The sequence below is a fragment of the Bacillus sp. SJZ110 genome, from assembly GCF_006715455.1.
Classification (GTDB): domain Bacteria; phylum Bacillota; class Bacilli; order Bacillales; family Bacillaceae; genus Bacillus; species Bacillus subtilis.
This window is the reverse complement of record NZ_VFNF01000001.1, coordinates 638,608-665,420: the sequence shown is the minus strand read 5'-3', so window position 1 is coordinate 665,420 and position 26,813 is coordinate 638,608. Positions and strand designations below refer to the sequence as shown.

The window sequence follows — 26,813 nt, the reverse complement described above, 5'->3', positions numbered from 1 at the left end:
CATGGAAAGAAAAACTGTGCTGTACATTGCTGTTTCATTGGATGGGATGATCGCAAAAGAAGATGGAAGCATCGATTGGCTGGATGAATTTGAAGGTGAAGGTGACAACGGCTACAGTGATTTTTATCAGACTGTTGATACAGTCATTCTAGGGCGGGGCACATATGAGCACGTTAAAGTGCTAACACCGGTTTTCCCATATCAGGATAAAACCTGCTATGTTTTTACAGGATCGCCCGACAGTTATCAAGATGAACATGTGACGTTTATCAATGAGGGAGCCAGAGCCTTCACTGCCCGTTTGAAACAGGAAAAAGGCTCAAACATCTGGATAGCTGGCGGGGCAGAGCTTGTGAATGACTTTATGAAAGAAGATGCCATCGACGAATTCATCATCACTGTTATTCCCGTCGTTTTAGGAAGCGGCATCCCGCTGTTTCACGAACTAACAAATGAAACAAAACTGCGGTTAAAAGGGACAAAACAATTTGGACAAGCGGTTCAGCTCCATTATGTAAGAGCATAAGAAAAAGGATAGACAGATGTCTATCCTTTTTTGTATGTAAGTTAGAGCGCTTCTCTCTCAGCAGGCTCGATGAGATTTTGGAATTTTTCAATGAGCTGTGATGCTTTTGTTCCTTCAACTACGATCAAATATTCCTTTTCATTATGAGCCATGCGGAATGTTTCAAGCTCAATTAAGCTTTTGATTTTGCACATCGTTTTCTTTGAATAAATATAAACCTCGTGGCTTCCGGAATGGCACATTTTATAAAGATGAATCAAATTTCTTAAAGTAAAGGCCTGTGCGGCTACTTTCAGAGACTTGATATTTTTCATGATCTTTCTCCTCCATCGATTGTTGTCTTATATAGCCTAAGTTCCCAAAGCTGACAAGTCGTAAACCTATTTTTGCACATTTATGATTTCCATTGCAGCGCACCGCCCCCGATGCGTTTGACACCGCGGATGGAGCTTAATTCATCCATCAAGCGGAGAAGCGCCTTGTCTTTCTGCTTTGCTTCAATCATGAAATCAATATTCGTTCCCCATTGCCTAAAGCGTTCCAACAGCGGCAGCAAAAAGTTGGCGTCAACATAATCGGCATGGCTGCGTATCGCTTGCTCCGATTTTGGGGAAGACAAGTGAACCTTTGGCTGAAGGCCGATCCGCTCCCACGTTTTGATCATGCGGGGCAGTGCTACATTCAGGTCGGCGTGATCGTCTGGATTGGCGTAAAAATGATGAAAGTCAAAGACAAACGGAACATCCTCCTGCTCACAGACCTGAAGCGTTTCTTCCGTTGTATATGTTTTATCATCATTTTCAAGTGTCATCCGCTTTTTGATCTCCTGCGGCAGCTGTTTTATATTTTGATGAAATTGCGCAGTGGCGGTGTCTTTATTTCCGTAAGCGCCGCCAATATGAATGTTGATAACGGAGCGATCAGCAATGCCCATGGCTTCAAGCATGCGGTAGTGATACGCCATATCGGTTACCGCATTTTTTGTGAGGGATTCCTTCGGGCTCGTAAACAGAGTGAATTGATTTGGATGAAAGCTTGTTCGCAGTTGATGGGTTTTAACAAGCTCTCCAATCTCCCGAAACTCTTTTTGAAACGGTGTTACAAAATCCCACATCACGTCGGGATGCGTAGCCAGCGGCACAATCGAACTGGAAAAACGGTACAAAGGGATGCCGTGTCCGATGATATAGTGAAGGGTTCTCATCGTATTGCGCAAATTGGCTTTTGTCACAGTCAGAAGCGCTTCTTTTCTTTCAGTCTTTGAAAGCTTTGAATAACGCGCGAATGTCAATGTTTTAGCGGGAGACGCATCCCAAAGGCTCATCGCATTTGAAACGAACCCGAATCTGAAAATCATAGGAACTCTCCTTTATAAGAAATAAGATAATGCCCTGCCGAGCCATTCCGCCGGGCGCTGCCTGAATGTGCGCTTGCTGAAATCCTCCATCGTCAGCCGCTCCGACTTTTTCATATCCTCCTCAATCGTGGCATAGACTTCACTTGTAAACGCTTCGTCATCAATTTCGACATTCACCTCTTCATTTAAAAACATGCTTCGTTTATCGAAGTTGGCTGTTCCGATAATGCTGAGATGGTCGTCTATGATGAGGGCTTTTACATGATAAAACCCTTGATAATAACGATAAATAAGACAGCCGGCATCCAAGAGCTCCGAATAATACGTAAAAGCAGCTTCTCGTACCAGCGGATGGTCTGATTTCATCGGTACAATGATTCTCACGGATACGCCGTTTTTTCTTGCGTTAATAAGGGCCTCTTGAAGCGGTTTTGATGGAATGTAATAAGGCGTGCAAACCGTAAGGCGATTCTTCGCTTGGGCAATATTGGCCAAGTATTTGTTTTCAAGGGAATAACCGTCGGTCGCATATATCTTGTGAGAAATAGTCCCTTGCTGAAGCTTTGGCCAAACATCCGAACCCAGTTGGATTCCGGTATTTCGTTTTAGATCAGAAGCAAAAAGCGTTTGAAGATCATGTACGCCTTCTCCCATCATGCGCAGATGATAATCCTCCCAATTGCCGAACTTCGCCTTCTTTCCAAGATATTCTTCGGCGATATTAAATCCGCCGATATAACCGATTTTTCCGTCTATCACCGTAATCTTCCGGTGATTCCGTTTTTGCATGTGAAAAAAGAAAAAAGGAAAACGGGGACGATTCATCACATGGACATGGACGCCGGCATTTTTCATCGTCTGCAGCGCCGTTTTTTTAATTGCCCGGCAGCCAGCCCAATCCAGAAGCAAATAAACGGAGACGCCAGCTTGGGCTTTTGTTTTCAGCAAGGTATACATATTGTGGCTGACCTCATCATTTTTCATAATAAAAAACATCATGTGAACAGAAGAGGCGGACTGGCGAATATCATTCATCATCCGCTCAACGAGATCAGCGCCGCAGTGGATCAATTCGATGTCACTCTTCTTTTTTGAAAAAACAGGCTCGTACGCCTTTTTTCTGTATCCGGTACGGCCCATGAAGATATCAAGCAGAATCAAGGCAAAGAAAATAACGACAATGATCATAATCACGATAAATACCTTCATACCGGCACTCCTTTCCGTAGTAAAGGTAGTGTGCCCGAACAGCAGGAATTTAATTATTGACTGAACACTCATTCATTATTTATCATAAAGGTAATCTTATACAGATTCGGGGGTAGGGGATCGCGGTCTTTATCAGTAAAAAGGGGGAATTAGAATGAGCGGCTTTCTCATCGCAAATGCATTATTATTTCTGATTGTAACCGCTTACGCTGTCTGTTTGTTTGTGTACTTGGTCAAAACGAGACTGGCCTACATCAAGCTCGGCCAGAAAGAACAATTTGATCAACGGTTCAAGGAACGGCTTCACGCCATATGGGTGAATGTATTCGGGCAGAAAAAACTGCTCAAGGACAAGAAAAGTGGAATCATTCACGTCATGTTTTTCTACGGATTTATATTGGTTCAGTTCGGAGCAATTGACTTTATCATCAAAGGACTGGCTCCCGGCCGGAATCTGCCGCTTGGCCCGGTCTATCCCGCCTTCACCTTTTTTCAGGAAATTGTTACGTTTCTCATTTTAATTGCTGTTGGGTGGGCATTCTATAGACGTTATATCGAAAAGCTCGTGAGGCTGAAACGCGGTTTCAAAGCCGGACTCGTTCTCATTTTTATCGGAGGATTAATGCTGACCGTTCTGCTTGGGAACGGGATGAATCTGATTTGGCATGAGCATGGGCTTTCTTGGAGCGAGCCAATTGCCTCAGGTATTGCGTTTATGCTTAGCGGTGTCGGGAAAACAGGCGCGGCGGTGATTTTCTATATCGCTTGGTGGATCCATCTTCTGTTCTTGCTTAGCTTTTTAGTGTACGTGCCTCAGTCGAAGCATGCCCATTTAATCGCCGGCCCGGCAAACGTCTTTTTCAATCGAATGGAATCTGCCGGAAAACTTGAAAAAATTGATTTTACCGACGAAACGAAAGAAAGCTACGGAGCGGGAAAAATTGAGGATTTCAGACAGTCTCAGCTGCTTGATCTATATGCGTGTGTCGAGTGCGGCCGCTGTACCAATATGTGTCCTGCAACAGGCACCGGAAAAATGCTTTCTCCGATGGACTTGATTTTGCGTCTCAGAGACCATCTCACGGAAAAAGGCGCTGCCGTCACCTCGCGCTCCCCATGGGTGCCCGCAGCAGCGTTTCGGCATACGAGAGGCAATCAGCTGGCTGCGGCGTCAGCGGGCAGCGGATCGCAGGAAGCCGCAGCGGCGCTTGATTACAATCCAAGCTTGATCGGCGACGTCATCACAGAGGAAGAAATTTGGGCATGCACCACTTGCCGGAACTGTGAGGATCAATGCCCGGTCATGAATGAGCACGTGGATAAAATCATCGATCTCCGCCGCTACCTCGTACTGACAGAAGGAAAAATGGACAGTGACGCCCAGCGCGCAATGACAAGTATTGAGCGGCAGGGGAATCCGTGGGGACTCAACCGCAAGGAACGTGAAAATTGGCGTGACGAGGCGCCGGATGCTGAGATTCCGACTGTAAAAGAAATGAAAAAAGAAGGCAAAGAATTTGAGTACCTTTTCTGGGTAGGTTCCATGGGGTCTTACGACAATAGAAGCCAGAAAATCGCAATTTCCTTTGCTAAGCTGCTCAATCACGCGGGCGTGACCTTCGCGATCCTCGGCAATAAAGAAAAAAATTCAGGAGACACGCCGCGCCGCCTCGGAAATGAATTTTTGTTCCAAGAGCTGGCTGAGAAGAATATTTCTGAATTTGAAAAAAATGATGTCAAAAAAATCGTTACGATCGATCCCCATGCATACAATTTATTTAAAAACGAATATCCGGATTTCGGATTTGAAGGCGAGGTTTATCATCATACAGAAGTGCTGGCCGAGCTTGTGAAAAACGGAAAATTAAGACCGCAGCACCCGCTTCATGAGACGATTACCTTCCATGATTCGTGCTATTTGGGCCGGTACAATGAAGTTTATGATCCGCCGAGAGAGATTTTGAAAGCCATTCCGGGCGTGCAGCTTGTTGAAATGGAGAGAAACCGGGAAACCGGCATGTGCTGCGGAGCCGGCGGGGGATTAATGTGGATGGAGGAAGAAACAGGCAACAGGATTAACGTCGCCAGGACAGAGCAAGCGCTCGCAGTCAATCCATCGGTGATCAGTTCTGGCTGTCCGTATTGTCTCACAATGCTTGGGGACGGCACAAAGGCGAAGGAAGCCGAAGACCAAGTCAAAACGTACGACGTCGTCGAGCTTCTGGCTCAATCCGTTTTAGGCGCTGATCTGAAAATGGGGGAGAAGCAATGAATTTTTCATTATCAGAAGAACATGAGATGATACGAAAATTGGTGCGCGATTTTGCGAAGCATGAGGTGGCCCCGACAGCGGCAGAACGAGACGAACAAGAACGCTTCGATCGCGAGTTGTTTCGGGAAATGGCAAATCTGGGGCTGACGGGAATTCCGTGGCCTGAAGATTACGGCGGAATCGGAAGTGACTATTTAGCCTATGTCATCGCGGTGGAGGAGCTGTCAAAAGTGTGCGCCTCCACCGGTGTGACGCTTTCCGCCCATATCTCTCTTTGCAGCTGGCCGCTGTTTGCCTTTGGGGAAGAGGAACAGAAGACAGAGTACTTAACACAGCTGGCCCTCGGAGAGAAAATCGGCGCATTCGCTTTGACCGAAGCAGGGTCTGGCTCTGACGCCGGCAGCATGAAAACAACTGCTGAACGAATCGGCGATGACTATGTGTTAAATGGTTCCAAAGTGTTTATCACAAACGGCGGCGTTGCTGATATTTACATTGTTTTTGCCGTCACCGATCCCGAGAAAAAGAAAAAAGGCATTACCGCTTTTATAGTAGAAAAGGATTTTGAAGGATTTTTTACAGGCAAGAAAGAAAAGAAGCTGGGCATTCGTTCTTCACCGACAACGGAAATCATGTTCGAAGATTGTGTAGTGCCCGCATCAAAGCGTCTCGGAGAAGAAGGAGAAGGCTTCAAAATCGCGATGAAGACGCTTGACGGAGGCAGAAACGGCATAGCTGCACAAGCTGTAGGCATCGCCCAAGGAGCGCTTGATGCGGCGCTTCAATATGCAAAAGAGCGAAAGCAATTCGGAAAATCGATCGCCGAGCAGCAGGGCATCGCTTTTAAACTCGCGGATATGGCGACAATGATAGAAGCTTCAAGGCTACTGACCTATCAGGCTGCATGGTTAGAATCATCGGGCCTTCCATATGGAAAAGCTTCCGCCATGTCCAAACTGATGGCTGGGGATACGGCGATGAAGGTAACGACCGAAGCCGTGCAGATTTTCGGCGGCTACGGTTATACAAAAGATTATCCGGTAGAACGCTATATGCGTGATGCAAAAATCACGCAAATCTATGAAGGCACTCAAGAAATTCAAAGACTGGTCATCTCCAGAATGCTCGCGGATTAACGGAAAACATCTCTCAGTCGGATCACTCTTGTAAAATTATTTAAATTAACGCTGTTAAGGGTAGCATATTCTGTTTTATTTTGTTTATAATGAGAGGTATGGTTTGTATAAGAACGATACAAAATCGCTTTCATTATTGATAAAACAGATACATATAAGTAATAGAAAGGGAGTGTCCGACCTTGGGTATCAAACAATATTCACAGGAAGAGCTAAAGGAAATGGCTTTAGTTGAAATCGCTCACGAATTATTTGAAGAACATAAAAAACCAGTTCCTTTTCAGGAGCTTTTAAATGAAATCGCATCTTTGCTCGGCGTGAAAAAAGAAGAGCTTGGAGACCGCATCGCTCAATTTTATACAGATTTAAACATTGACGGCCGCTTCCTGGCGCTTTCTGACCAGACGTGGGGGCTTCGCAGCTGGTATCCGTATGATCAGCTTGATGAAGAAACTCAGCCGACAGTCAAGGCGAAAAAGAAAAAAGCGAAGAAAGCAGTCGAAGAAGATCTTGATCTTGACGAGTTTGAAGAGATCGACGAAGACGACCTTGATTTGGATGAAGTTGAGGAAGAACTCGATCTTGAAGCCGACGATTTTGACGATGAAGATCTTGATGAAGACGACGATGATCTTGAGATCGAAGAAGATATTATTGATGAAGATGATGAAGACTATGATGATGAAGAAGAGGAAATTAAATAGTATCAGATTTCATCTTCAAAACGATCTTGACTTTCATAGTCGAACTATGTAGTATGTATTTTGGGCTCTTCAAAAACGAAGAGAGAACATAGTACGTTATGCTCCCTTTCAAGAAATTGAAAGGGAGCTTTCTTATTTTCACCCCTCATTTTTCTTATAAATCATTTAAAAGGCTAAATGATTTTTTATAAAATAGTACATTTTAAAAATGTAGCTAAGAGCGAAGAGAGGAGCAAACGAAATGACGAAATATATTTTTGTAACCGGGGGAGTTGTATCCTCACTTGGAAAGGGTATTGTAGCAGCTTCATTAGGGCGTTTGCTGAAAAACCGCGGACTGAACGTGACGATTCAGAAATTCGATCCATACATCAACGTTGACCCGGGAACAATGAGCCCGTACCAGCACGGTGAAGTATTCGTAACGGATGACGGCGCTGAAACAGACTTGGACCTTGGCCACTATGAGCGTTTTATCGACATTAACCTGAATAAATTCAGCAACGTGACAACAGGTAAAATCTATTCAACAGTTCTTAAAAAAGAACGCCGCGGAGATTACCTTGGCGGAACCGTACAGGTCATTCCGCACATCACAAACGAATTGAAAGACCGTGTTTACCGCGCAGGGAAAGAGACAAACGCAGATGTTGTCATTACAGAAATCGGCGGTACTGTCGGAGACATCGAATCACTGCCATTCCTTGAAGCGATCCGCCAAATGAAGAGCGACATCGGCCGTGAAAACGTAATGTACATCCACTGTACGCTCGTACCTTACATTAAAGCTGCTGGTGAATTAAAAACAAAACCGACACAGCACAGCGTAAAAGAATTACGCAGCTTGGGCATTCAGCCAAACATCATCGTCGTTCGTACAGAAATGCCGATTTCTCAAGATATGAAAGATAAAATCGCGCTTTTCTGCGACATCGATACAAAAGCGGTTATTGAATGTGAAGATGCGGACAACCTTTACTCCATTCCGCTGGAGCTTCAAAAACAAGGGCTTGATAAGCTTGTTTGCGAGCACATGAAATTGGCATGCAAAGAAGCGGAAATGTCCGAATGGAAAGAGCTTGTTAACAAAGTCAGCAACCTGTCTCAAACGATTACAATCGGCCTTGTCGGCAAATACGTTGAGCTTCCTGACGCTTACATTTCTGTTGTCGAGTCTCTCCGCCATGCGGGCTATGCGTTTGACGCAGATGTAAAAGTGAAATGGATCAACGCGGAAGAAGTGACAGAAAACAATATCGCAGAACTCACAAGCGGAACAGACGGCATCATTGTACCGGGCGGATTCGGAGACCGCGGTGTTGAAGGTAAAATCGTCGCGACAAAATACGCGCGCGAAAACAACATTCCGTTCTTGGGCATTTGCTTGGGCATGCAGGTGGCGTCTATTGAATACGCACGAAACGTATTGGGCTTAAAAGGCGCCCACTCAGCGGAAATTGATCCGTCAACTCAATACCCGATCATTGATCTTCTTCCTGAACAAAAGGATGTGGAGGATCTCGGGGGAACGCTTCGTCTCGGCCTTTACCCTTGTAAGCTTGAAGAAGGCACGAAAGCCTTTGAAGTGTATCAGGATGAAGTGGTGTACGAGCGCCACCGCCACCGCTATGAGTTTAACAATGAATTCAGACAGCAAATGGAAGAGCAAGGCTTTGTATTCTCAGGCACAAGCCCTGATGGACGCCTTGTTGAAATCATCGAGCTGAAAGACCACCCTTGGTTCGTGGCTTCTCAGTTCCACCCAGAGTTCAAGTCAAGACCGACAAGACCTCAGCCTCTATTCAAAGGCTTTATCGGAGCGTCTGTCGAAGCTGCAAATCAGAAGTAATAAAAAAGACTTGCCGTTTGTCAAAAGCGGGCAAGTCTTTTTTATTTGTTTCCGGCAAGTTCCAGCATGTACAATAAGATATTATGCATACTCTTGCAGAATTTCTTTTAGTGTAAACGATAAAGCGTGATAGACATACAGTGCTGTCATTAAAGAGGGAAACCCGTAACGGGTGCCGTCTTCATCCGGAACAAGCGGCATTTTTAATTTAGAATCAATATGCACATCACAATACTGTTCTATTCCCGCACTGTCTTTGGCTGCGGGCGATACGCATACGACTCCCGCACCTTTTTCATAAAGCTCTTTTGCGAGCGCCTGTTCTTCGGCTGTGCCCGTCCCTGAGCAAAACATCAGCACCCTGTCGCTTTCTGTCACTTCCTCAGCGCTTTCTGGAAAGGCTTTGACAGATGGGAAGGGTTCTTTGCTTTCAGTGGCCTCAAAAAAGACGCCCTGCAGCTCATTTGCTCCGTATAAATAAATGGAATGCCCGCTGATCACCGCTTGAGCAAGCAGCCGCGCCCCATCTTCAATCGCGTCAGATTCCTTATCCTGAATGCGGGAAAAAATACCTGTTAACTGCGTCGTGAATATTTTCAACATAAGTGAATCCTCCTTTATAACGTACAATATCAGTATACAACAAAAGAGAAAATGCTCAGAAAATGTCGTAAAGTAGACTATTATAATTAAAGGAAATAGGAAAATCAAACAGAATACATACAATACTGCTTACTTTTGACGAAAATCATAATATTGGGGTGTAAAATGATGAATGAAAAAATTTTAATCGTTGATGATCAATACGGCATTCGTATTTTGCTAAATGAAGTGTTCAATAAAGAAGGCTACCAGACGTTTCAGGCTGCGAACGGCCTGCAGGCGCTTGACATTGTGACAAAAGAACGGCCCGACCTTGTGCTTTTGGACATGAAAATTCCCGGCATGGACGGAATCGAAATCTTAAAACGGATGAAGGTCATTGACGAAAACATCCGGGTCATTATCATGACGGCATACGGAGAGCTCGACATGATCCAGGAATCGAAGGAATTGGGCGCTCTGACGCACTTTGCCAAGCCGTTTGACATCGACGAAATCAGAGACGCCGTCAAAAAATATCTGCCCCTGAAGTCTAACTGACAAAAAGAAGAAACAAATGAATCATGTCATTATGTTGCCGATTTGTCGAAAAGTTGGTATCCTAGTTATGGAGAAAAAGCGATCTGAGTATTTACATATGACAGCAATATATGGGTCATGCTAGGGTGGAAAGCTTTTTTCGCTAGAAGACAATCAGGCTACATAAGGAGGACATTCGACATGCCTTTAGTTTCTATGACGGAAATGTTGAATACAGCTAAAGAAAAAGGGTACGCTGTAGGACAATTTAACTTAAACAACCTTGAGTTTACTCAAGCGATTTTACAAGCAGCTGAAGAAGAAAAATCTCCAGTGATCCTTGGTGTTTCCGAAGGTGCGGGACGCTACATGGGCGGCTTCAAAACAGTCGTTGCTATGGTAAAAGCACTTATGGAAGAGTACAAAGTGACAGTTCCTGTTGCGATTCACTTAGACCATGGTTCAAGCTTTGAATCTTGTGCGAAAGCGATTCATGCAGGTTTCACATCTGTAATGATCGACGCTTCTCACCATCCATTTGAAGAAAACGTAGCAACAACTGCTAAAGTTGTTGAGCTTGCTCATTTCCACGGAGTATCTGTAGAAGCTGAGCTTGGAACAGTAGGCGGACAAGAAGATGACGTTATCGCTGAAGGCGTAATCTACGCTGATCCTAAAGAGTGCCAAGAGCTTGTTGAGCGCACTGGCATCGACTGCCTTGCACCTGCATTAGGTTCTGTTCACGGCCCTTACAAAGGTGAGCCAAACCTTGGCTTCAAAGAAATGGAAGAGATCGGAAAATCAACTGGTCTTCCGCTAGTTCTTCACGGCGGTACTGGAATTCCGACTGCTGACATCAAAAAATCAATTTCACTTGGTACAGCTAAAATCAACGTGAATACTGAAAACCAAATTTCTTCTGCAAAAGCTGTTCGCGAAACATTGGCAGCTAAGCCTGACGAGTACGATCCACGTAAATACCTTGGACCAGCTCGTGAAGCGATCAAAGAAACAGTTATCGGTAAAATGCGTGAATTTGGTTCTTCAAACCAAGCTTAATTCAATTGGAACTTTTTATAGCCGCCTGACAGCTTGACAGGCGGTTTTCCGTCTATCTTTAGAAAGCGCAATCATATTCGCAGTTCAGAAAATTTCTTAATCAGGGAGGCTTTTTGAAAATGTTATTCTTTGTTGATACAGCCAATATCGATGAAATTAGAGAAGCGAATGAATTAGGAATTCTCGCCGGTGTAACGACGAATCCTAGTTTAGTAGCAAAGGAAGCTAACGTATCATTCCACGACCGTCTTCGCGAGATCACAGACGTCGTGAAAGGGTCTGTAAGCGCAGAGGTTATTTCTTTGAAAGCTGAGGAAATGATCGAGGAAGGAAAAGAACTGGCGAAGATCGCTCCGAACATTACGGTGAAAATCCCAATGACGTCTGACGGTTTAAAAGCGGTAAGAGCACTTACTGACTTAGGCATCAAAACAAACGTTACATTGATCTTCAATGCCAACCAGGCGCTTCTTGCTGCCAGAGCGGGGGCAACATATGTATCTCCATTCCTGGGACGTTTAGATGACATCGGCCACAACGGGCTTGACCTGATTTCAGAAGTTAAACAGATTTTTGACATTCACGGCCTTGACACGCAAATCATTGCAGCGTCAATCCGCCATCCGCAGCACGTGACGGAAGCTGCTCTTAGAGGGGCTCATATCGGCACAATGCCGCTGAAAGTCATTCATGCGCTCACTAAACACCCGTTAACAGACAAAGGAATCGAACAATTCCTGGCAGACTGGAACAAATAATGAAAGGGGCGGCAAACAGCTTTATGCCTGTTTGCCGCGGCCTTTGTATTTCACCGACCTGATACAGCGGATCTTCAGATGCTGACGCCGCTTTACAGAGAAGGAATCATTGGGCTGCAGAAGCTGATATTGGAATGAAGGGTATGCGTACTGCTTTTGCCGGATGACGACGATGTCTCTCGAGCCGGCGGGTCTCTGTGCATCTTTTGAAACCTGTACCCCCCCAAAGCTTCGCTATTTTCTTCCTGATATTTTACAATGTGTTGTATTCTTTCTCTTCGAATTGGCTAGATTTTGGACATGAGCTTTATTTGCAGAGACAGAATAAAATGACATTTTATTTAGCTCCGCAGCTATCTTCTTATGGAAGGAGACTATCATGGAAAAGTTGAATATTGCCGGCGGTGACTCGTTAAACGGTACAGTACATATCAGCGGCGCTAAAAACAGCGCTGTTGCGTTAATACCCGCAACCATTTTGGCAAATTCCGAGGTGACAATTGAAGGGCTTCCAGAGATTTCAGATATTGAAACGCTGCGTGACCTGTTAAAGGAAATCGGCGGCAACGTGCATTTTGAGAATGGGGAAATGGTTGTTGACCCTACGTCGATGATCAGCATGCCGCTTCCTAACGGGAAAGTAAAAAAGCTTCGCGCGTCATATTATTTAATGGGGGCGATGCTCGGCCGCTTCAAGCAGGCGGTCATTGGATTGCCTGGCGGCTGTCACTTAGGGCCCCGTCCGATTGATCAGCATATCAAAGGCTTTGAAGCACTCGGAGCTGAAGTAACCAATGAACAAGGCGCCATTTATTTGCGAGCTGAAAGGCTGAGAGGCGCAAGGATTTATTTAGATGTCGTAAGCGTTGGGGCAACGATTAACATTATGCTCGCCGCTGTTTTGGCAGAAGGGAAAACGATCATCGAAAACGCTGCCAAGGAGCCTGAGATCATTGACGTCGCGACATTGCTTACCAGCATGGGCGCCAAAATCAAAGGTGCGGGTACCAATGTGATTCGAATCGACGGCGTGAAGGAACTGCACGGCTGCAAGCATACGATCATTCCGGACAGAATTGAAGCCGGGACATTTATGATTGCAGGGGCTGCAATGGGCAAGGAAGTCATTATCGATAACGTCATCCCCACTCATCTTGAGTCGTTAACGGCAAAGCTGAGAGAAATGGGCTATCATATCGAAACAAGCGACGACCAGCTCCTCATTGTCGGCGGGCAGAAGAACTTAAAGCCGGTTGACGTCAAAACCCTCGTATACCCGGGGTTTCCGACTGATTTACAGCAGCCGATGACGGCGCTCCTGACAAGGGCGAAAGGGACGAGTGTCGTCACAGACACCATCTATTCGGCAAGATTCAAGCACATTGATGAGCTGAGACGAATGGGTGCCAATATGAAAGTAGAAGGCAGATCTGCCATCATCACAGGTCCTGTCGAGCTTCAAGGCGCAAAAGTGAAGGCGAGTGATCTGCGTGCCGGAGCCTGCTTGGTGGTAGCCGGACTAATGGCTGATGGCGTCACGGAAATTACGGGACTGGAGCATATTGACCGCGGATACAGCAGCCTTGAGAAGAAGCTTGAGGGGCTTGGAGCGACAATTTGGCGTGAAAGAATGACTGACGAAGAAATAGAACAGCTTCAAAATTCATAATGGTTTCTTGTGAGAGGAGATCGTGTTGAAATGGAAAGAAGTTTATCAATGGAATTGGTACGTGTAACCGAGGCTGCGGCATTGGCATCAGCAAGATGGATGGGCCGGGGAAAAAAAGATGAGGCTGATGAAGCAGCAACAAGTGCAATGAGAGACGTTTTTGATACAGTGCCGATGAAAGGGACCGTTGTAATCGGTGAAGGGGAAATGGACGAAGCGCCGATGCTGTATATCGGGGAAAAACTCGGAAACGGGTACGGCCCTCGCGTTGATGTCGCAGTTGACCCTCTTGAAGGCACAAACATCTTAGCAAGCGGCGGCTGGAACGCGCTGACGGTTATCGCGGTGGCAGACCATGGCACGCTTCTGAATGCTCCTGACATGTATATGCAAAAAATCGCAGTCGGTCCGGAAGCGGTGGGCTGCATTGACATCGAAGCACCTGTCATTGACAACCTTAAAGCGGTGGCAAAAGCGAAAAACAAGGATGTTGAGGACGTCGTTGCCACAATTTTAAACCGTGAAAGACACGAAAAAATCATTTCCGAGCTTCGTGAGGCCGGCGCCAGAATCAAATTGATCAATGACGGCGATGTCGCAGGCGCCATCAACACGGCTTTCGACCACACGGGCGTTGATATCCTGTTCGGATCAGGCGGCGCTCCTGAGGGTGTGCTTTCCGCTGTTGCGTTAAAAGCACTCGGCGGAGAAATCATTGGTAAACTTCTTCCGCAAAGCGAAGAAGAAATCACTCGCTGTCACAAAATGGGCCTTGATTTAAGCAAAGTCCTTCGCATGGAAGACCTTGTGAAGGGTGATGACGCGATTTTTGCAGCTACAGGGGTTACTGACGGCGAGCTGTTAAAAGGAGTTCAATTCAAAGGCTCTGTCGGTACAACTGAAAGCTTAGTTATCCGTGCAAAATCCGGCACTGTTCGTTTCGTTGACGGCAGACACAGCTTGAAAAAGAAACCAAATCTTGTAATCCGTCCATAACAAACAGAAAAAGCGGGTGTGAGCCCGCTTTAACTTTTGCAGAAAAGCGTCAACTCTATCAATTCCGTGTCAAAACCTTATTTCAGTTGAATAATTTTTTGAAATAAGGTAAAAATAAAGAGTGCTGCGAATTTTTCTGCGTAATACCTTCTTTTAAGCACTAGGAAAGTTTCAATTTCTACCGCATACAGACGATATAAGTATTGATCTTCTCATGTTTTTGTCCTCGCTTCCTTCAAAACTCATTAAGACAATCCTTTTAACAAAAGCGCCGATCATGGGTGGAAGTGTTACCGATAGAAGTTCCTTTATGTTAAAAAAAGAATGTGCTTTGGCGGATGTTGTGCAAAAGCAGCAGATGACATGTTCAGAGTAAGATATTGACTATGAAAAGCGTGGTGTTTTTATGAAAGACGTATCTATTTCCTCTTTGGAAAATATGAAATTGAAAGAGCTTTATGAACTTGCAAGACATTATAAAATCTCCTATTACAGTAAACTGACAAAAAAAGAACTCATTTTCGCCATTCTGAAAGCGAATGCAGAACAGGAAGATCTGCTGTTTATGGAAGGCGTTCTTGAGATCATCCAGTCTGAAGGTTTCGGCTTCCTGAGACCGATCAACTACTCTCCAAGCTCAGAAGACATTTACATCTCAGCTTCACAAATCCGCCGTTTCGATTTGCGGAACGGAGACAAAGTATCTGGCAAGGTTCGCCCGCCAAAAGAAAATGAGCGTTACTATGGACTTTTGCACGTTGAAGCAGTAAATGGGGATGATCCCGAATCTGCAAAAGAGCGTGTGCATTTCCCGGCTCTTACGCCACTTTATCCGGATCGTCAAATGGTGCTTGAAACAAAGCCGAACTTCTTGTCTACAAGAATTATGGACATGATGGCGCCGGTTGGATTTGGACAGCGCGGATTGATTGTTGCGCCGCCGAAAGCCGGAAAAACGATGCTGCTGAAGGAAATTGCCAACAGCATTACAGCGAACCAGCCTGAAGCAGAGCTGATCGTGCTTTTAATTGACGAAAGACCTGAGGAAGTAACCGATATCGAGCGCTCTGTAGCTGGGGATGTCGTCAGCTCAACGTTTGATGAAGTGCCGGAAAACCATATCAAAGTGGCCGAGCTTGTGCTTGAACGTGCGATGCGTCTCGTGGAACACAAAAAAGACGTCATTATCCTGATGGACAGCATCACACGGCTTGCCCGCGCCTACAACTTAGTGATTCCGCCAAGTGGAAGAACGCTTTCCGGGGGGATTGACCCAGCGGCGTTCCACCGTCCGAAACGCTTCTTTGGGGCTGCGAGAAATATCGAAGAGGGCGGCAGCTTAACCATCCTTGCTACGGCTCTGGTTGATACAGGTTCACGTATGGATGATGTCATTTATGAAGAATTCAAGGGAACAGGCAACATGGAGCTCCATCTTGACCGCTCTCTTGCCGAGCGCCGCATCTTCCCTGCCATCGATATCCGCCGTTCAGGAACGCGCAAAGAAGAACTGCTTGTGCCTAAAGAGCATCTTGATCGTTTATGGTCTATCCGCAAAACGATGTCTGATTCACCTGATTTCGCAGAAAAGTTCATGAGAAAAATGAAAAAAACCAAAACAAACCAGGAATTTTTCGATATTCTCAATCAAGAATGGAAACAGGCAAATCTATCATCTGCAAGAAGGTAAATTGTATTTGCAAAAGAAGTAAATCACTGATATAATTTTCTCATATGCGTTTCGGACAATGCTCCGAAATAATAACTCTGTTTCCACACGGGATTCAGGGCGGAAGGAGATGGATACAATGAAAGCAGGAATTCATCCTAATTTCAAAAAAGCAACAGTTAAATGCGCTTGCGGAAATGAATTTGAAACAGGCTCAGTAAAAGAAGAGGTACGCGTTGAGATTTGCTCTGAATGCCACCCATTCTACACTGGCCGTCAAAAATTCGCTTCTGCTGATGGTCGTGTTGATCGCTTTAACAAAAAATACGGTCTTAAGTAATAATAGATTTCTCAACAGGCAAGCAGCAGTCTTGCCTGTTTTTTATATTGTCTAAAACACAGCTGGCAGAGAGAGGGGAGCGAAGCCTATGTACATAATGAAACAAAGCGGGTGGCTTGAGCTGATTTGCGGCAGCATGTTCTCGGGGAAATCTGAAGAGCTGATCAGAAGAGTGAAGAGAGCAACTTATGCCAAGCAGGAAGTCAGGGTATTTAAGCCTGTAATTGATAACCGATACAGCGAAGCTGCTGTTGTCTCCCATAATGGAACATCGATGACGAGCTATGCCATTTCGTCTGCTGCGGACATTTGGGATCACATCAGTGAAAGTACAGATGTGATTGCGGTTGATGAAGTGCAGTTTTTTGATCAGGAAATTGTTGAGGTTTTATCATCTCTTGCCGATAAAGGCTACCGTGTGATAGCAGCAGGCCTTGATATGGATTTTAGGGGAGAGCCGTTCGGTGTCGTCCCGAATATCATGGCGATTGCGGAAAGTGTGACAAAGCTGCAAGCCGTCTGTTCTGTTTGTGGATCACCGGCGAGCAGAACCCAGCGCCTCATTGACGGCAAACCTGCTTCTTACGATGATCCGGTCATTTTGGTTGGTGCATCTGAATCATATGAAGCAAGATGCAGACATCATCACGAAGTCCCAGGTAAATCTAAAAAATAGTCCAAAACATGGGTATAAAGATAGAATGCACCGGCTAAAAACACCGGTGTTTTTTTTATATTCTGATAATATTCAATTAAAAAATTTAAATAAGTATATTAAAAAATTAAGTAATTTTCTTCCCTTGAATTTTGATTTTGACAGGCATACAATAGCTTACGTAATGTAAATAGTTTTGAGACATTGTTCGAATAATTGTCACAAAGTCGCATAAAGATCATGATCGGTCATATTTTAGATGGGTTATTACTTAACTTGGTTAACTATTTCAAGAAAGAAGGAGATTTGCTTGAATAACATAAAAAAAACGAAAGAAGGCCACTTAGAAACAACTCTTAGAGGAAAAGAAGTTTTATCTATTCCTACTTTAAATAAAGGCGTTGCTTTTTCACTAGAAGAAAGACAAGAACTCGGCTTAGAAGGGCTTCTGCCGCCAACTGTACTTTCTCTTGATCAACAAGCACAACGCGCGTACGAGCAATTCCAAGCGCAGCCTGACCGCCTTCGTCAAAATGTTTACTTAAGTGATCTTGCAAACCGTAACGAAGTTCTTTTCTATAAATTGCTGAAAAACCATCTTCGCGAAATGCTTCCTGTTGTGTACACGCCAACAGTTGGTGAAGCGATTCAGGAATACAGCCATGAATATAGAAGACCTCAAGGAATCTACTTGTCAATCGATAACATTGACGGTATTGAAAAAGCGTTTGAAAACCTTCATGCGACAGCAGGCGATATTGATCTTATCGTTGCTACTGACTCCGAAAGCATTCTCGGTATCGGTGACTGGGGTGTAGGCGGTATTAATATCGCAATCGGTAAATTGGCTGTTTACACTGCTGCAGCTGGTATTGACCCTAGCCGTGTTATCCCGGTTGTGCTTGATGTCGGTACGAACAACGAAAAACTTCTAAACGATCCTTTATATATTGGTAACAAGCATGAACGTGTTCAAGGTGAACGCTACGAAGCTTTCATTGACGCTTATGTAAAAGCTGCATTGAAATTCTTCCCTAAAGCGCTTCTTCACTGGGAAGACCTTGGCAACAAAAATGCACGCAACATCATGAAAAAATACAATCATGAAATCCTGACATTTAATGATGATATTCAAGGTACTGGCGCGATTACACTTGCAGGTGTGCTTGCCGCTATGAAGAAAACCGGCGCTTCTATTAAAGATCAGCGTGTTGTTATCTTCGGTGCTGGTTCTGCTGGTATCGGTATTGCTGACCAAATCCGTGACACAATGGTGCTAGCCGGATTATCTGAAGAAGAAGCTAACAAACGTTTCTACACACTTGATTACAGAGGCTTGCTGACTGAAGACATCGAAGGCATCCTTGATTTCCAAAAACCTTACCTTCGCAATGCGGATGAAGTGAAAGACTGGAAGCGCGATGAAAAAGGTCAAATTCCATTCGATGAAGTTGTTCGTCAAGCGAAACCAACGATCTTGATTGGTACTTCAGGGGTTTCAGGTGCATTCACAGAGGAAATTGTAAAAGAAATGGCATCTCACGTAGACCGTCCGGTTATCATGCCGATGTCTAACCCGACTCACCTTGCTGAAGCTGTTCCTGAAGATCTGTTCAAATGGACTGACGGAAAAGTGCTTATTGCAACAGGAAGCCCATTTGACAATGTAGAATACAACGGTGTTTCTTATGAAATCGGACAATCTAACAACGCATTCGCGTTCCCTGGCCTTGGACTTGGTTCAATTGTAGCTGAAGCGCGTATCATTACACCTGCTATGTTTGCTGCAACTGCTGATGCGATTGCTGAAATGGTTGATCTTGAAACACCTGGAGCAGGATTGCTTCCAAGCATTGATAAGCTTCAAGAGGTTTCTATCCAAGTTGCGATTGCCGTTGCTGAAGCAGCAATTAAAGACGGCGTGGCAAATCGTCAGCCTGAAGATGTGAAACAAGCGGTACTTGATGCAATGTGGACACCTGAATACAAAAAAGTCATCGCGAAATAATTAGCGAGTAAATTTTTCTGTCCGAGGGAAAGCTTTTTGTAAAGCTAAAGTATACGGACATAGGATTTGGAGGAGAATATTTTGAGCATCTTAGATATCTTAATCCTCCTGGCGCCGATCTTCTTTGTTATCGTGCTGGGTTGGTTTGCAGGACATTTTGGAAGTTATGATGCCAAGTCGGCAAAAGGGGTAAGTACGTTAGTAACGAAATACGCACTTCCAGCTCACTTTATCGCTGGTATTTTGACAACTTCCAGAAGTGAATTTTTATCACAAGTACCTTTAATGATTTCTTTAATTATTGGGATTGTTGGTTTCTATATCATCATTCTTTTGGTTTGCAGATTTATTTTCAAGTATGATTTAACGAACTCATCTGTATTTTCTTTGAACTCTGCACAGCCGACATTCGCATTTATGGGTATCCCGGTATTGGGAAGCTTATTCGGAGCGAATGAAGTTGCGATTCCGATCGCGGTCACAGGTATCGTGGTTAACGCGATTCTTGATCCGCTCGCGATCATTATCGCTACTGTTGGTGAGTCTTCTAAGAAAAACGAAGAGAGTGGCGACAGCTTCTGGAAGATGACAGGAAAATCAATCCTGCATGGTCTTTGTGAGCCGCTTGCAGCTGCTCCGTTAATCAGTATGATCTTAGTGCTGGTTTTCAATTTCACTCTTCCTGAGCTGGGTGTTAAAATGCTTGATCAGCTTGGAAGCACAACATCTGGTGTTGCTCTCTTTGCTGTCGGTGTTACCGTTGGTATTCGTAAAATTAAACTCAGTATGCCGGCTATCGGTATTGCGTTACTAAAAGTTGCGGTTCAGCCTGCGTTAATGTTCTTGATTGCTCTTGCTATCGGACTTCCGGCTGACCAAACAACAAAAGCAATCCTTCTTGTTGCATTCCCTGGTTCTGCCGTTGCAGCCATGATTGCGACTCGTTTCGAGAAACAAGAAGAAGAAACTGCAACTGCGTTTGTGGTCAGTGCGATTCTGTCATTGATTTCACTTCCAATCATTATCGCGCTTACTGCGTAACAAAAAAAGCTCCCTTTACGGGGAGCTTTTTGCTTTAGGTTTGAAATTTGAACAGTGACAGCAGCGGTTTTTTTCTTGTTTTGTTTTTTTCAGAAGCAGCAGCGGTCTCGGGGATCGGCTGAGCGGTGAATTCTTTCATTTGTGAGGTCAGTGATTGCAGATCTGCAAGAATATCATCGATTTCTCTGCGGTGCTGAAGCAGCTGGTAAGATACACCTTCATCGGCTTTTTGTTTCAGCTGGCGTTCCAGTTCCGACATTCTTGCCATCAATTCACTTTCGTCCTGCCTTTGCTGTAAAAGGGTGTCCAGCTTTTGTTCAAGCTGCTCGATTCTTCGTTCTGTGTCGCTATTTGTTTTTTGGACAAGGAAGCCTGTGCGCTTTTTAGCGCTTTTCGGCAGATGAATATCCTGAATCGCCGTGCCTTCAGAGATTTGTTTTTGAACGGATTTTAGAACCTTCACGTCTTCTGCCGTGAACGAATAGTGTCCGAGCTCATTGCGTTCGGCCGGAAGATTCAGCTGCTTCACCCACCGCTGCACCGTTTTTGCGGAGACGCCGAGTTCACTTGCTACCATATTTGTATTCATGATCCCATACCTCCTTTTAAGCTAGGTATTCGACCATAGAATGCGGTTCCCTTCCCGTTAGACAAAACAGGAAAAGATTCGGCAAAGAAAGTGGGTATCTCCTTTTTTTCTTCAAAAACTGTTATTGTTCATACAGTTCTAATGGAAGCTGGTCAGGGTCAAAAAAGAAGGTGAAACGCTTGCCGGTCAGCGGATCTGTTCTGATTGGCTCTGTTTCGATTCCTTTTTCATGAAGCTCCTGAACCGCCTTATCCAAGCTGCTGACTGTAAAGGCGAGGTGGCGCAGGCCTGCGGCTTCAGGCCGGGTTTGTCGTTTGGGCGGATCGGGAAACGAGAACAGCTCAATGACATACGAGCCGTTAAGCGACAAATCAAGCTTATAGGAGCCGCGCTCTTCGCGGTACGTTTCTTGAATCACCTGAAAACCAAGCTTATGTACGTAGAAAGCTTTCGACTTTTCGTAATCTGAACATATGATTGCAATATGATGTATGGATTTCAGCAACAATATCCCTCCTCGATTCCCAGTATAGCAGAGGGGGCTTTTCCAGCTGGGATTGAAATGCTTTTGACTGGGGTTAATCACTATACTATAATGAGAATGTTACGCACAGGAAAACAGAGGTGAAGACCGTGTTAGACCGTTTAAAATCAATCGAAGAAAGATACGAAAAATTAAATGAGCTTTTAAGCGATCCAGAAGTAGTCAACGATCCGAAAAAGCTGAGAGAATATTCAAAAGAGCAATCTGATATACAAGAAACAGTTGACGTATATAGACAATACAGAGATGCGTCAGAACAGCTGGCTGATGCAAAAGCGATGCTTGAAGAGAAGCTGGACGCTGAGATGCGCGACATGGTGAAGGAAGAGATTTCTGAACTTCAGAAGGAAACGGAAACACTGTCAGAACGGCTGAAAGTGCTCTTGATCCCGAAAGATCCTAATGATGATAAAAACGTTATTATGGAGATCCGCGGAGCCGCGGGAGGCGAGGAAGCCGCTTTATTCGCGGGCAACCTGTACAGAATGTATTCCCGTTATGCCGAGCTTCAGGGCTGGAAGACAGAGGTCATGGAAGCGAATGTAACCGGAACAGGCGGCTACAAAGAGATCATCTTTATGATTACGGGAAGCGGCGCGTATTCTAAACTCAAATATGAAAACGGCGCCCACCGCGTACAGCGTGTTCCGGAAACAGAATCGGGCGGACGCATCCATACATCCACTGCAACAGTAGCATGTCTTCCTGAGGCAGAAGAGGTAGAGGTTGACATCCATGAGAAGGATATCCGTGTCGATACGTTTGCTTCAAGCGGACCGGGCGGACAAAGCGTTAACACAACAATGTCTGCGGTTCGTCTGACTCACTTGCCGACAGGTGTAGTTGTATCATGCCAGGATGAAAAATCTCAAATTAAGAACAAAGAAAAAGCAATGAAGGTTCTCCGTGCCAGAATCTATGATAAATTTCAGCAGGAAGCCCAGGCTGAATATGATCAAACACGGAAATCAGCAGTCGGATCTGGTGACCGCTCTGAACGTATCCGCACATACAACTTCCCGCAAAACCGTGTGACGGATCACAGAATCGGTTTGACGATTCAAAAGCTTGATCAGATTCTTGAAGGAAAACTTGACGAAGTGGTTGAAGCGCTGATTGTTGAAGATCAGGCAAGCAAGCTTCAGCAGTCGGAAGGTTAAGATGAAGACGATATTCGAAGCCCTGAAATGGGCTTCTTCTTATTTAACCGAAGCGGGAAGAGAAGAAAATGCTGCCGAGCTCCTATTGCTTTATGATACCGGAATGGAGAGAAGCAAACTGCTCGCAAGCTTACAGGAACCGATTGGTGAAGACGAGCTGTATCGCTTTAAGCGTCACGTTGAGATGCATAAAGAGGGCGTGCCGGTTCAATACATTATAGGAAAAGAGTTTTTTTATGGACGGGAATTTATGGTGAATGATGATGTGCTGATCCCGCGGCCGGAAACTGAAGAAGTTGTCTTTCATTTGCTTGAAAAATATCGGAGTGTCTTTTCTGAAGACGGCAAGCTCGAAGTTGTTGACGTTGGTACAGGGAGCGGCGCAATAGCCGTCACGCTTGCGCTTGAAAACCAAAGCTTTTCTGTGTCGGCGGTCGATATTTCGAAAGAGGCGCTGCAAGTCGCCTCTGCCAATGCAGAAAAACTCGGAGCAAATGTGCGCTTTTATCAGGGCGATCTGCTTGAGCCTTTTATTAAGGCGGGAAAAAAAGCGGATATCATTGTCTCAAACCCGCCATATATTTCAGAGGAAGAAATGGCTGATCTATCGGAAATTGTCCGTTTTCATGAGCCGCTGCACGCGCTCACCGATGGCGGAGACGGGCTGAAATTTTATAAGCGGTTTATGGAAGACATTCCGCTTGTCATGAAGGATAAAGTATTTGTCGTTTTTGAAATCGGATGGAACCAGGGAGCGGCGGTCAAAGACCTGATCCTCAAGGCGTTTAAGGGAGCGGAAGTGGAAGTGCTGAAAGATATTAATGGAAAAGACAGAACCATATGCGCTCTGATTCATAAAAATAAATAAGCAGCTTGCTGGCGAGTGAATGGATCAAGCTGTTTAACACCAGCAAAGGGGATGTAAACATGAAAAAGGCCCTGACAGCAGGAATCCTGCTCATTGCGATTGAGAGCATGATTGGCACCATTTTTCCGCAGGCTCTTTCATATGAAGCGATTTTTGGCGTTGCGTCTCTCGTTTTAGTGGGGCTCGCGATCATTACATCGGGTTTGGCTGTAAGCGGAAGCGATCAGCGGGCAAACTACCATTCAGAAACCAAAGAAGGCCGTACATCTCGCATGAAAATGGCGGCCGCTTTCTTTGTTGCGGCGATACCTTCCATTCTATGTTATTTGCTGACGATTTTGTTTTAATAAAAAAGGAAGCCTCTTAGGCTTCCTTTTTTTGCACTAAAACAGAGTCCCATATCCAATAGATAAGAGCTGTTAATACAGCGAAAAGATAGAAGGCTGTATTTTGAAACAAAGATTGTCCCGAAGGCTGAAGCACGCCGAAAATGATCGCGTTGGCAATAAAAGCAGCGACAAGGTAATACAGCAGATACAAAGGGCTGAACCGTTTCGGCTTTTTATTCATCATGATTTGAAGCGGCAGTGCGAAGATCAAATAAGGAAACAGAAAATAAAATGCCATTGTGATGAGAGCGGCAATGATAAATGAATGAATATAAATTACTGAATAAAGAACGGACATCGTGAATGCTGATAACAGCACTGTATAATTGTATTTCATCTTAAACCTCCTAAAACACTATCGTACCATAAATAAGATTAACAGCTTGCTAGATTTTTTTCACCCTGCACGTTTACCCCTGGCTCTACTTGTCCATAATAGGGCTAGAAACAAAGCACGGAGAGGAACGGTGGGGACCGATGAAAAAAACAGTAATCATTTGTATATATATCTTTCTTTTACTATCTGGAGCGCTCGTAGGGCTGGCAAAAGAAGAGACGGCACAGAAATCGGAAAATCAGCCGGTGGTCATACCGGATCAGGCGATTCGTCTGAGAATATTGGCAAACAGCGATAGTGATCAAGACCAGCAATTAAAACGTCATATAAGAGACGCGGTGAATAAAGAAATCACAACTTGGGTAAAGGATATTACTTCTATTGAAGAAGCGCGTCGCGTGATTCGTTCAAAGCTGCCTGAAATCAAAGCAATTGCAAAGGAAACAATGGAGAAAGAAGGAGCGAATCAGTCGATATCCGTTGATTTTGACAAAATCTCGTTTCCGACAAAGCTTTACGGCAACATGGTATATCCCGCTGGTGAGTATGAAGCGATTTTGATTACGCTTGGAAAAGGAGACGGCGCCAACTGGTGGTGTGTGCTGTTCCCGCCCCTCTGCTTTCTCGATTTTTCTAACGGGGAAGCCGTCAAAGAACAAGAAGATAAAGAAGCCTCAAAAAAGCAGACTGAAAAAGTGCTTGAGGACGTAACCGCTAAAGCGGAAAAAGCCAAAAAAGAAGAGAACGAAGAAAAAGAAGACGGCACAGAAGTGAAATTCTTTTTAGTCGAATGGATTTCCGACCTTTTTTCCTAATCATCTGGTCTAAAAATAGATTTGCCTCATAGATTGGAAGAAAGAACGCAAAAACGGGGTGAACGGATGTTTTATCAACTGCGGGTGGCAAGGGAAAAAGACGGAGATGTGCTCGAGGCATTTTTAAAACAGGCAAAAACCAGCTATGAAGGCGTGAAAGAAGGCTTCACTCAATTTCTTATGCTGGAGGACAGTGAGAAAAACATTGCCGGATGCCTCGGTATTGAAAAAATAAGCTGTGACCAGGGGCTGCTGCGATCACTTGTCATATCGGACAAGCTTCACCAAGGCCACATTGTCACGCTTTTTCAAAGCATGGAGGTGCTGTGCGAAAAGCATCAGATCAAAACCGTGTACCTAGTAGCAAATCAGCATTCCTCTGCGGACTTTCTGACGGCCATGGGTTTTGAAAGAGCTGAGAGTGTACCGGAGGAGCTGTTTTCTTCTGATCACTTCTGTGAATCGCGGCAAACAGAAGGAGCCGTTTTGATGAAAAAAGCGTCTGGATAAGTGCAGTTTATACACATACTTATCCACTTCTTTATTAGCGTTGTCCACAATTTGTGGATAACGCTTGTTTTATTACAGGACATCTTTTATACTTTCAAAAGGATTACACGCGTAAAACAATCGTTTTATTGTTGTGAATAAGGAGTTTGGTCAGAAATGAAAACGAAAAGATGGTTTGTGGATGTAACAGACGAGTTATCCACAAATGATCCACAAATTGCACAAGCAGCCGCTTTGCTCCGAGAAAATGAGGTCGTTGCCTTTCCGACAGAAACAGTATATGGCCTAGGCGCAAACGCAAAAAATACGGATGCCGTCAAAAAAATATATGAGGCGAAAGGGCGGCCGAGCGATAATCCCCTGATTGTCCACATTGCGGATATCAGCCAGCTTGAGGATTTAACGGGCCCAGCGCCGGAAAAGGCGAAAACATTGATGAAACGGTTTTGGCCGGGAGCACTTACGCTCATTCTGCCTTGCAAACCTGATGCGCTTTCACCTCGTGTAACGGCAGGTCTTGAAACGGTTGCCATTAGAATGCCGGATCATCCGCTTGCCCTTGCATTGATTCGCGAATCGGGACTGCCGATTGCAGCACCGAGCGCCAATCTATCAGGCAAGCCAAGTCCCACAAAAGCAGAGCATGTGGCTCACGACTTGGATGGCCGCATAGCCGGTATTATGGATGGAGGCCCTACCGGAATCGGGGTCGAATCAACCGTGCTTTCATGTGCGGACGACATGCCTGTTCTCTTGCGTCCTGGCGGCATTACGAAGGAACAAATTGAAGCGGTGATCGGGCCGATCCATGTGGATAAAGGGCTCAGCGACCAAAACGAGAAGCCGATTTCTCCAGGGATGAAATATACACATTATGCGCCGACAGCGCCTCTTGCCATTTGCGAAGGCAGCCCAGAGCGCATTCAGCACCTCATTCAAGAATATCAACAGGGCGGAAGACGGGTCGGTGTCCTGACGACAGAAGAAAACGCGGGCGTTTATTCCGCTGATTATGTGAAGAGCTGCGGAAGACGGGCTCAGCTTGAGACTGTTGCGGCAGGGCTGTATGATGCTTTGCGCAGCTTTGATGAGAATAAGGTGGACTTTATTATTGCGGAATCCTTTCCGGACACAGGTGTCGGTCTTGCTATTATGAACAGGCTGATGAAAGCCGCCGGAGGAAGAGTGATTCGCTGAAAGCAGTCAGATGTTCTAACCCTTTTTGGACACG

General features: G+C 45.0%; 29 protein-coding genes. 22 read left to right on the top strand and 7 right to left on the bottom strand.

The features are described from left to right. Window position 1: 1 nt before the first annotated feature. Window positions 2-526: a dihydrofolate reductase family protein gene (locus FB592_RS03335; RefSeq protein ID WP_014481206.1), complete on the top strand. Its 525-nt coding sequence runs from the start codon at window positions 2-4 to the stop codon at window positions 524-526. 41 nt (window positions 527-567) lie between these two features. Here FB592_RS03335 and FB592_RS03330 read toward each other — a convergent pair whose 3' ends face one another. The 3 genes from FB592_RS03330 to cls form a co-directional block, all read right to left on the bottom strand. Next, a complete protein-coding gene (locus FB592_RS03330; RefSeq protein WP_003227597.1) occupies window positions 568-840 on the bottom strand; it encodes a hypothetical protein in 273 nt (90 codons plus the stop codon). Window positions 841-920: 80 nt separating this feature from the next. Next, window positions 921-1,883, bottom strand: a complete 963-nt coding sequence (gene uvsE, locus FB592_RS03325) for a UV DNA damage repair endonuclease UvsE (RefSeq protein WP_032727054.1) — start codon at window positions 1,881-1,883, stop codon at window positions 921-923. Between the two features lie 12 nt (window positions 1,884-1,895). Continuing rightward, on the bottom strand, window positions 1,896-3,092 hold the full coding sequence (gene cls, locus FB592_RS03320; RefSeq protein ID WP_064671469.1) for a cardiolipin synthase: 1,197 nt from the start codon (window positions 3,090-3,092) through the stop codon (window positions 1,896-1,898). A 154-nt stretch (window positions 3,093-3,246) separates the two neighbouring features. Here cls and FB592_RS03315 point away from each other — a divergent pair, with 154 nt between their 5' ends. From FB592_RS03315 to pyrG, 4 genes are all read left to right on the top strand, one after another. Beyond that, complete coding sequence (locus tag FB592_RS03315; RefSeq protein WP_141949265.1) at window positions 3,247-5,364, top strand: heterodisulfide reductase-related iron-sulfur binding cluster; 2,118 nt, start codon at window positions 3,247-3,249, stop codon at window positions 5,362-5,364. Beyond that, on the top strand, window positions 5,361-6,500 hold the full coding sequence (gene acdA / locus FB592_RS03310; protein ID WP_141949264.1) for an acyl-CoA dehydrogenase AcdA: 1,140 nt from the start codon (window positions 5,361-5,363) through the stop codon (window positions 6,498-6,500). The genes FB592_RS03315 and acdA overlap by 4 nt, the downstream gene beginning before the upstream one ends. Window positions 6,501-6,682: 182 nt before the next feature. After that, window positions 6,683-7,204: a DNA-directed RNA polymerase subunit delta gene (rpoE, locus tag FB592_RS03305; protein WP_003227609.1), complete on the top strand. Its 522-nt coding sequence runs from the start codon at window positions 6,683-6,685 to the stop codon at window positions 7,202-7,204. A 241-nt stretch (window positions 7,205-7,445) separates the two neighbouring features. Next, window positions 7,446-9,053 (top strand): glutamine hydrolyzing CTP synthase, encoded by a 1,608-nt coding sequence (gene pyrG, locus FB592_RS03300; protein WP_021480821.1) that lies wholly within the window; start codon window positions 7,446-7,448, stop codon window positions 9,051-9,053. Between the two features lie 81 nt (window positions 9,054-9,134). Here pyrG and FB592_RS03295 read toward each other — a convergent pair whose 3' ends face one another. Continuing rightward, window positions 9,135-9,656 (bottom strand): DUF2529 domain-containing protein, encoded by a 522-nt coding sequence (locus FB592_RS03295; protein WP_014481199.1) that lies wholly within the window; start codon window positions 9,654-9,656, stop codon window positions 9,135-9,137. A 165-nt stretch (window positions 9,657-9,821) separates the two neighbouring features. Between FB592_RS03295 and spo0F the strand changes: the two genes are divergently transcribed. The 11 genes from spo0F (at window position 9,822) to FB592_RS03240 (ending at window position 20,370) form a co-directional block, all read left to right on the top strand. Beyond that, window positions 9,822-10,196, top strand: a complete 375-nt coding sequence (gene spo0F / locus FB592_RS03290) for a sporulation initiation phosphotransferase Spo0F (RefSeq protein ID WP_003227621.1) — start codon at window positions 9,822-9,824, stop codon at window positions 10,194-10,196. Between the two features lie 180 nt (window positions 10,197-10,376). After that, a complete protein-coding gene (locus tag FB592_RS03285; protein WP_003243339.1) occupies window positions 10,377-11,234 on the top strand; it encodes a class II fructose-bisphosphate aldolase in 858 nt (285 codons plus the stop codon). 119 nt (window positions 11,235-11,353) lie between these two features. Continuing rightward, window positions 11,354-11,992: a fructose-6-phosphate aldolase gene (gene fsa, locus FB592_RS03280; protein WP_003227626.1), complete on the top strand. Its 639-nt coding sequence runs from the start codon at window positions 11,354-11,356 to the stop codon at window positions 11,990-11,992. 379 nt (window positions 11,993-12,371) lie between these two features. Beyond that, the gene (locus tag FB592_RS03275) at window positions 12,372-13,661 is read left to right on the top strand and encodes a UDP-N-acetylglucosamine 1-carboxyvinyltransferase (RefSeq protein WP_003227628.1); all 1,290 of its coding nucleotides are present in this window, start codon (window positions 12,372-12,374) and stop codon (window positions 13,659-13,661) included. A gap of 30 nt (window positions 13,662-13,691) precedes the next feature. Next, window positions 13,692-14,657 carry a class II fructose-bisphosphatase gene (gene glpX / locus FB592_RS03270; RefSeq protein ID WP_014481197.1) on the top strand — a complete coding sequence of 322 codons (966 nt, stop codon included), beginning with the start codon at window positions 13,692-13,694 and terminating at the stop codon, window positions 14,655-14,657. Window positions 14,658-14,871: 214 nt separating this feature from the next. Next, on the top strand, window positions 14,872-15,033 hold the full coding sequence (locus FB592_RS03265; RefSeq protein WP_003227632.1) for a hypothetical protein: 162 nt from the start codon (window positions 14,872-14,874) through the stop codon (window positions 15,031-15,033). A 30-nt stretch (window positions 15,034-15,063) separates the two neighbouring features. Continuing rightward, window positions 15,064-16,347, top strand: a complete 1,284-nt coding sequence (gene rho, locus FB592_RS03260) for a transcription termination factor Rho (protein ID WP_003221939.1) — start codon at window positions 15,064-15,066, stop codon at window positions 16,345-16,347. A gap of 118 nt (window positions 16,348-16,465) precedes the next feature. Next, complete coding sequence (gene rpmE / locus FB592_RS03255) at window positions 16,466-16,666, top strand: 50S ribosomal protein L31 (RefSeq protein WP_003151132.1); 201 nt, start codon at window positions 16,466-16,468, stop codon at window positions 16,664-16,666. Window positions 16,667-16,754: 88 nt separating this feature from the next. Further along, entirely contained in the window at window positions 16,755-17,342 is a 588-nt protein-coding gene (locus FB592_RS03250; protein WP_014478269.1) for a thymidine kinase, read from the top strand. A 289-nt stretch (window positions 17,343-17,631) separates the two neighbouring features. Then, window positions 17,632-19,329 carry an oxaloacetate-decarboxylating malate dehydrogenase gene (gene malS, locus FB592_RS03245; protein WP_003244309.1) on the top strand — a complete coding sequence of 566 codons (1,698 nt, stop codon included), beginning with the start codon at window positions 17,632-17,634 and terminating at the stop codon, window positions 19,327-19,329. A gap of 81 nt (window positions 19,330-19,410) precedes the next feature. Further along, window positions 19,411-20,370: an AEC family transporter gene (locus tag FB592_RS03240; RefSeq protein WP_003242497.1), complete on the top strand. Its 960-nt coding sequence runs from the start codon at window positions 19,411-19,413 to the stop codon at window positions 20,368-20,370. Between the two features lie 34 nt (window positions 20,371-20,404). On the opposite strand, the gene racA is transcribed toward FB592_RS03240, so the two are convergent. Together racA and gloA2 are read right to left on the bottom strand one after the other, a co-directional pair. After that, window positions 20,405-20,959: a chromosome-anchoring protein RacA gene (racA, locus tag FB592_RS03235; protein ID WP_038829828.1), complete on the bottom strand. Its 555-nt coding sequence runs from the start codon at window positions 20,957-20,959 to the stop codon at window positions 20,405-20,407. Between the two features lie 121 nt (window positions 20,960-21,080). Continuing rightward, window positions 21,081-21,467 (bottom strand): SMU1112c/YaeR family gloxylase I-like metalloprotein, encoded by a 387-nt coding sequence (gene gloA2, locus FB592_RS03230; RefSeq protein WP_072173778.1) that lies wholly within the window; start codon window positions 21,465-21,467, stop codon window positions 21,081-21,083. Window positions 21,468-21,592: 125 nt separating this feature from the next. On the opposite strand from gloA2, the gene prfA reads away from it, so the two are divergent. Genes prfA through FB592_RS03215 form a run of 3 tightly spaced genes read left to right on the top strand, consistent with a single transcriptional unit; the run spans window position 21,593 to window position 23,878 of the window. Beyond that, the gene (prfA, locus tag FB592_RS03225; RefSeq protein WP_003227645.1) at window positions 21,593-22,663 is read left to right on the top strand and encodes a peptide chain release factor 1; all 1,071 of its coding nucleotides are present in this window, start codon (window positions 21,593-21,595) and stop codon (window positions 22,661-22,663) included. A gap of 1 nt (window position 22,664) precedes the next feature. Next, window positions 22,665-23,531, top strand: coding sequence for a peptide chain release factor N(5)-glutamine methyltransferase (gene prmC, locus FB592_RS03220; protein WP_021480814.1), 867 nt, complete (start codon window positions 22,665-22,667; stop codon window positions 23,529-23,531). A gap of 59 nt (window positions 23,532-23,590) precedes the next feature. Then, window positions 23,591-23,878 carry a DUF5316 family protein gene (locus FB592_RS03215; RefSeq protein WP_003244050.1) on the top strand — a complete coding sequence of 96 codons (288 nt, stop codon included), beginning with the start codon at window positions 23,591-23,593 and terminating at the stop codon, window positions 23,876-23,878. A 16-nt stretch (window positions 23,879-23,894) separates the two neighbouring features. Here the strand turns inward: FB592_RS03215 and FB592_RS03210 are convergent, their stop codons facing one another. Next, entirely contained in the window at window positions 23,895-24,257 is a 363-nt protein-coding gene (locus FB592_RS03210; protein WP_141949263.1) for a UPF0715 family protein, read from the bottom strand. A gap of 140 nt (window positions 24,258-24,397) precedes the next feature. Here FB592_RS03210 and spoIIR point away from each other — a divergent pair, with 140 nt between their 5' ends. The 3 genes from spoIIR (at window position 24,398) to FB592_RS03195 (ending at window position 26,779) form a co-directional block, all read left to right on the top strand. Further along, window positions 24,398-25,072: a stage II sporulation protein R gene (gene spoIIR / locus FB592_RS03205; RefSeq protein WP_015714872.1), complete on the top strand. Its 675-nt coding sequence runs from the start codon at window positions 24,398-24,400 to the stop codon at window positions 25,070-25,072. 66 nt (window positions 25,073-25,138) lie between these two features. Next, window positions 25,139-25,582 carry a GNAT family N-acetyltransferase gene (locus FB592_RS03200; RefSeq protein WP_003244265.1) on the top strand — a complete coding sequence of 148 codons (444 nt, stop codon included), beginning with the start codon at window positions 25,139-25,141 and terminating at the stop codon, window positions 25,580-25,582. Window positions 25,583-25,738: 156 nt separating this feature from the next. Beyond that, entirely contained in the window at window positions 25,739-26,779 is a 1,041-nt protein-coding gene (locus tag FB592_RS03195; RefSeq protein WP_038829829.1) for an L-threonylcarbamoyladenylate synthase, read from the top strand. The last annotated feature ends 34 nt before the right edge of the window (window positions 26,780-26,813 follow it).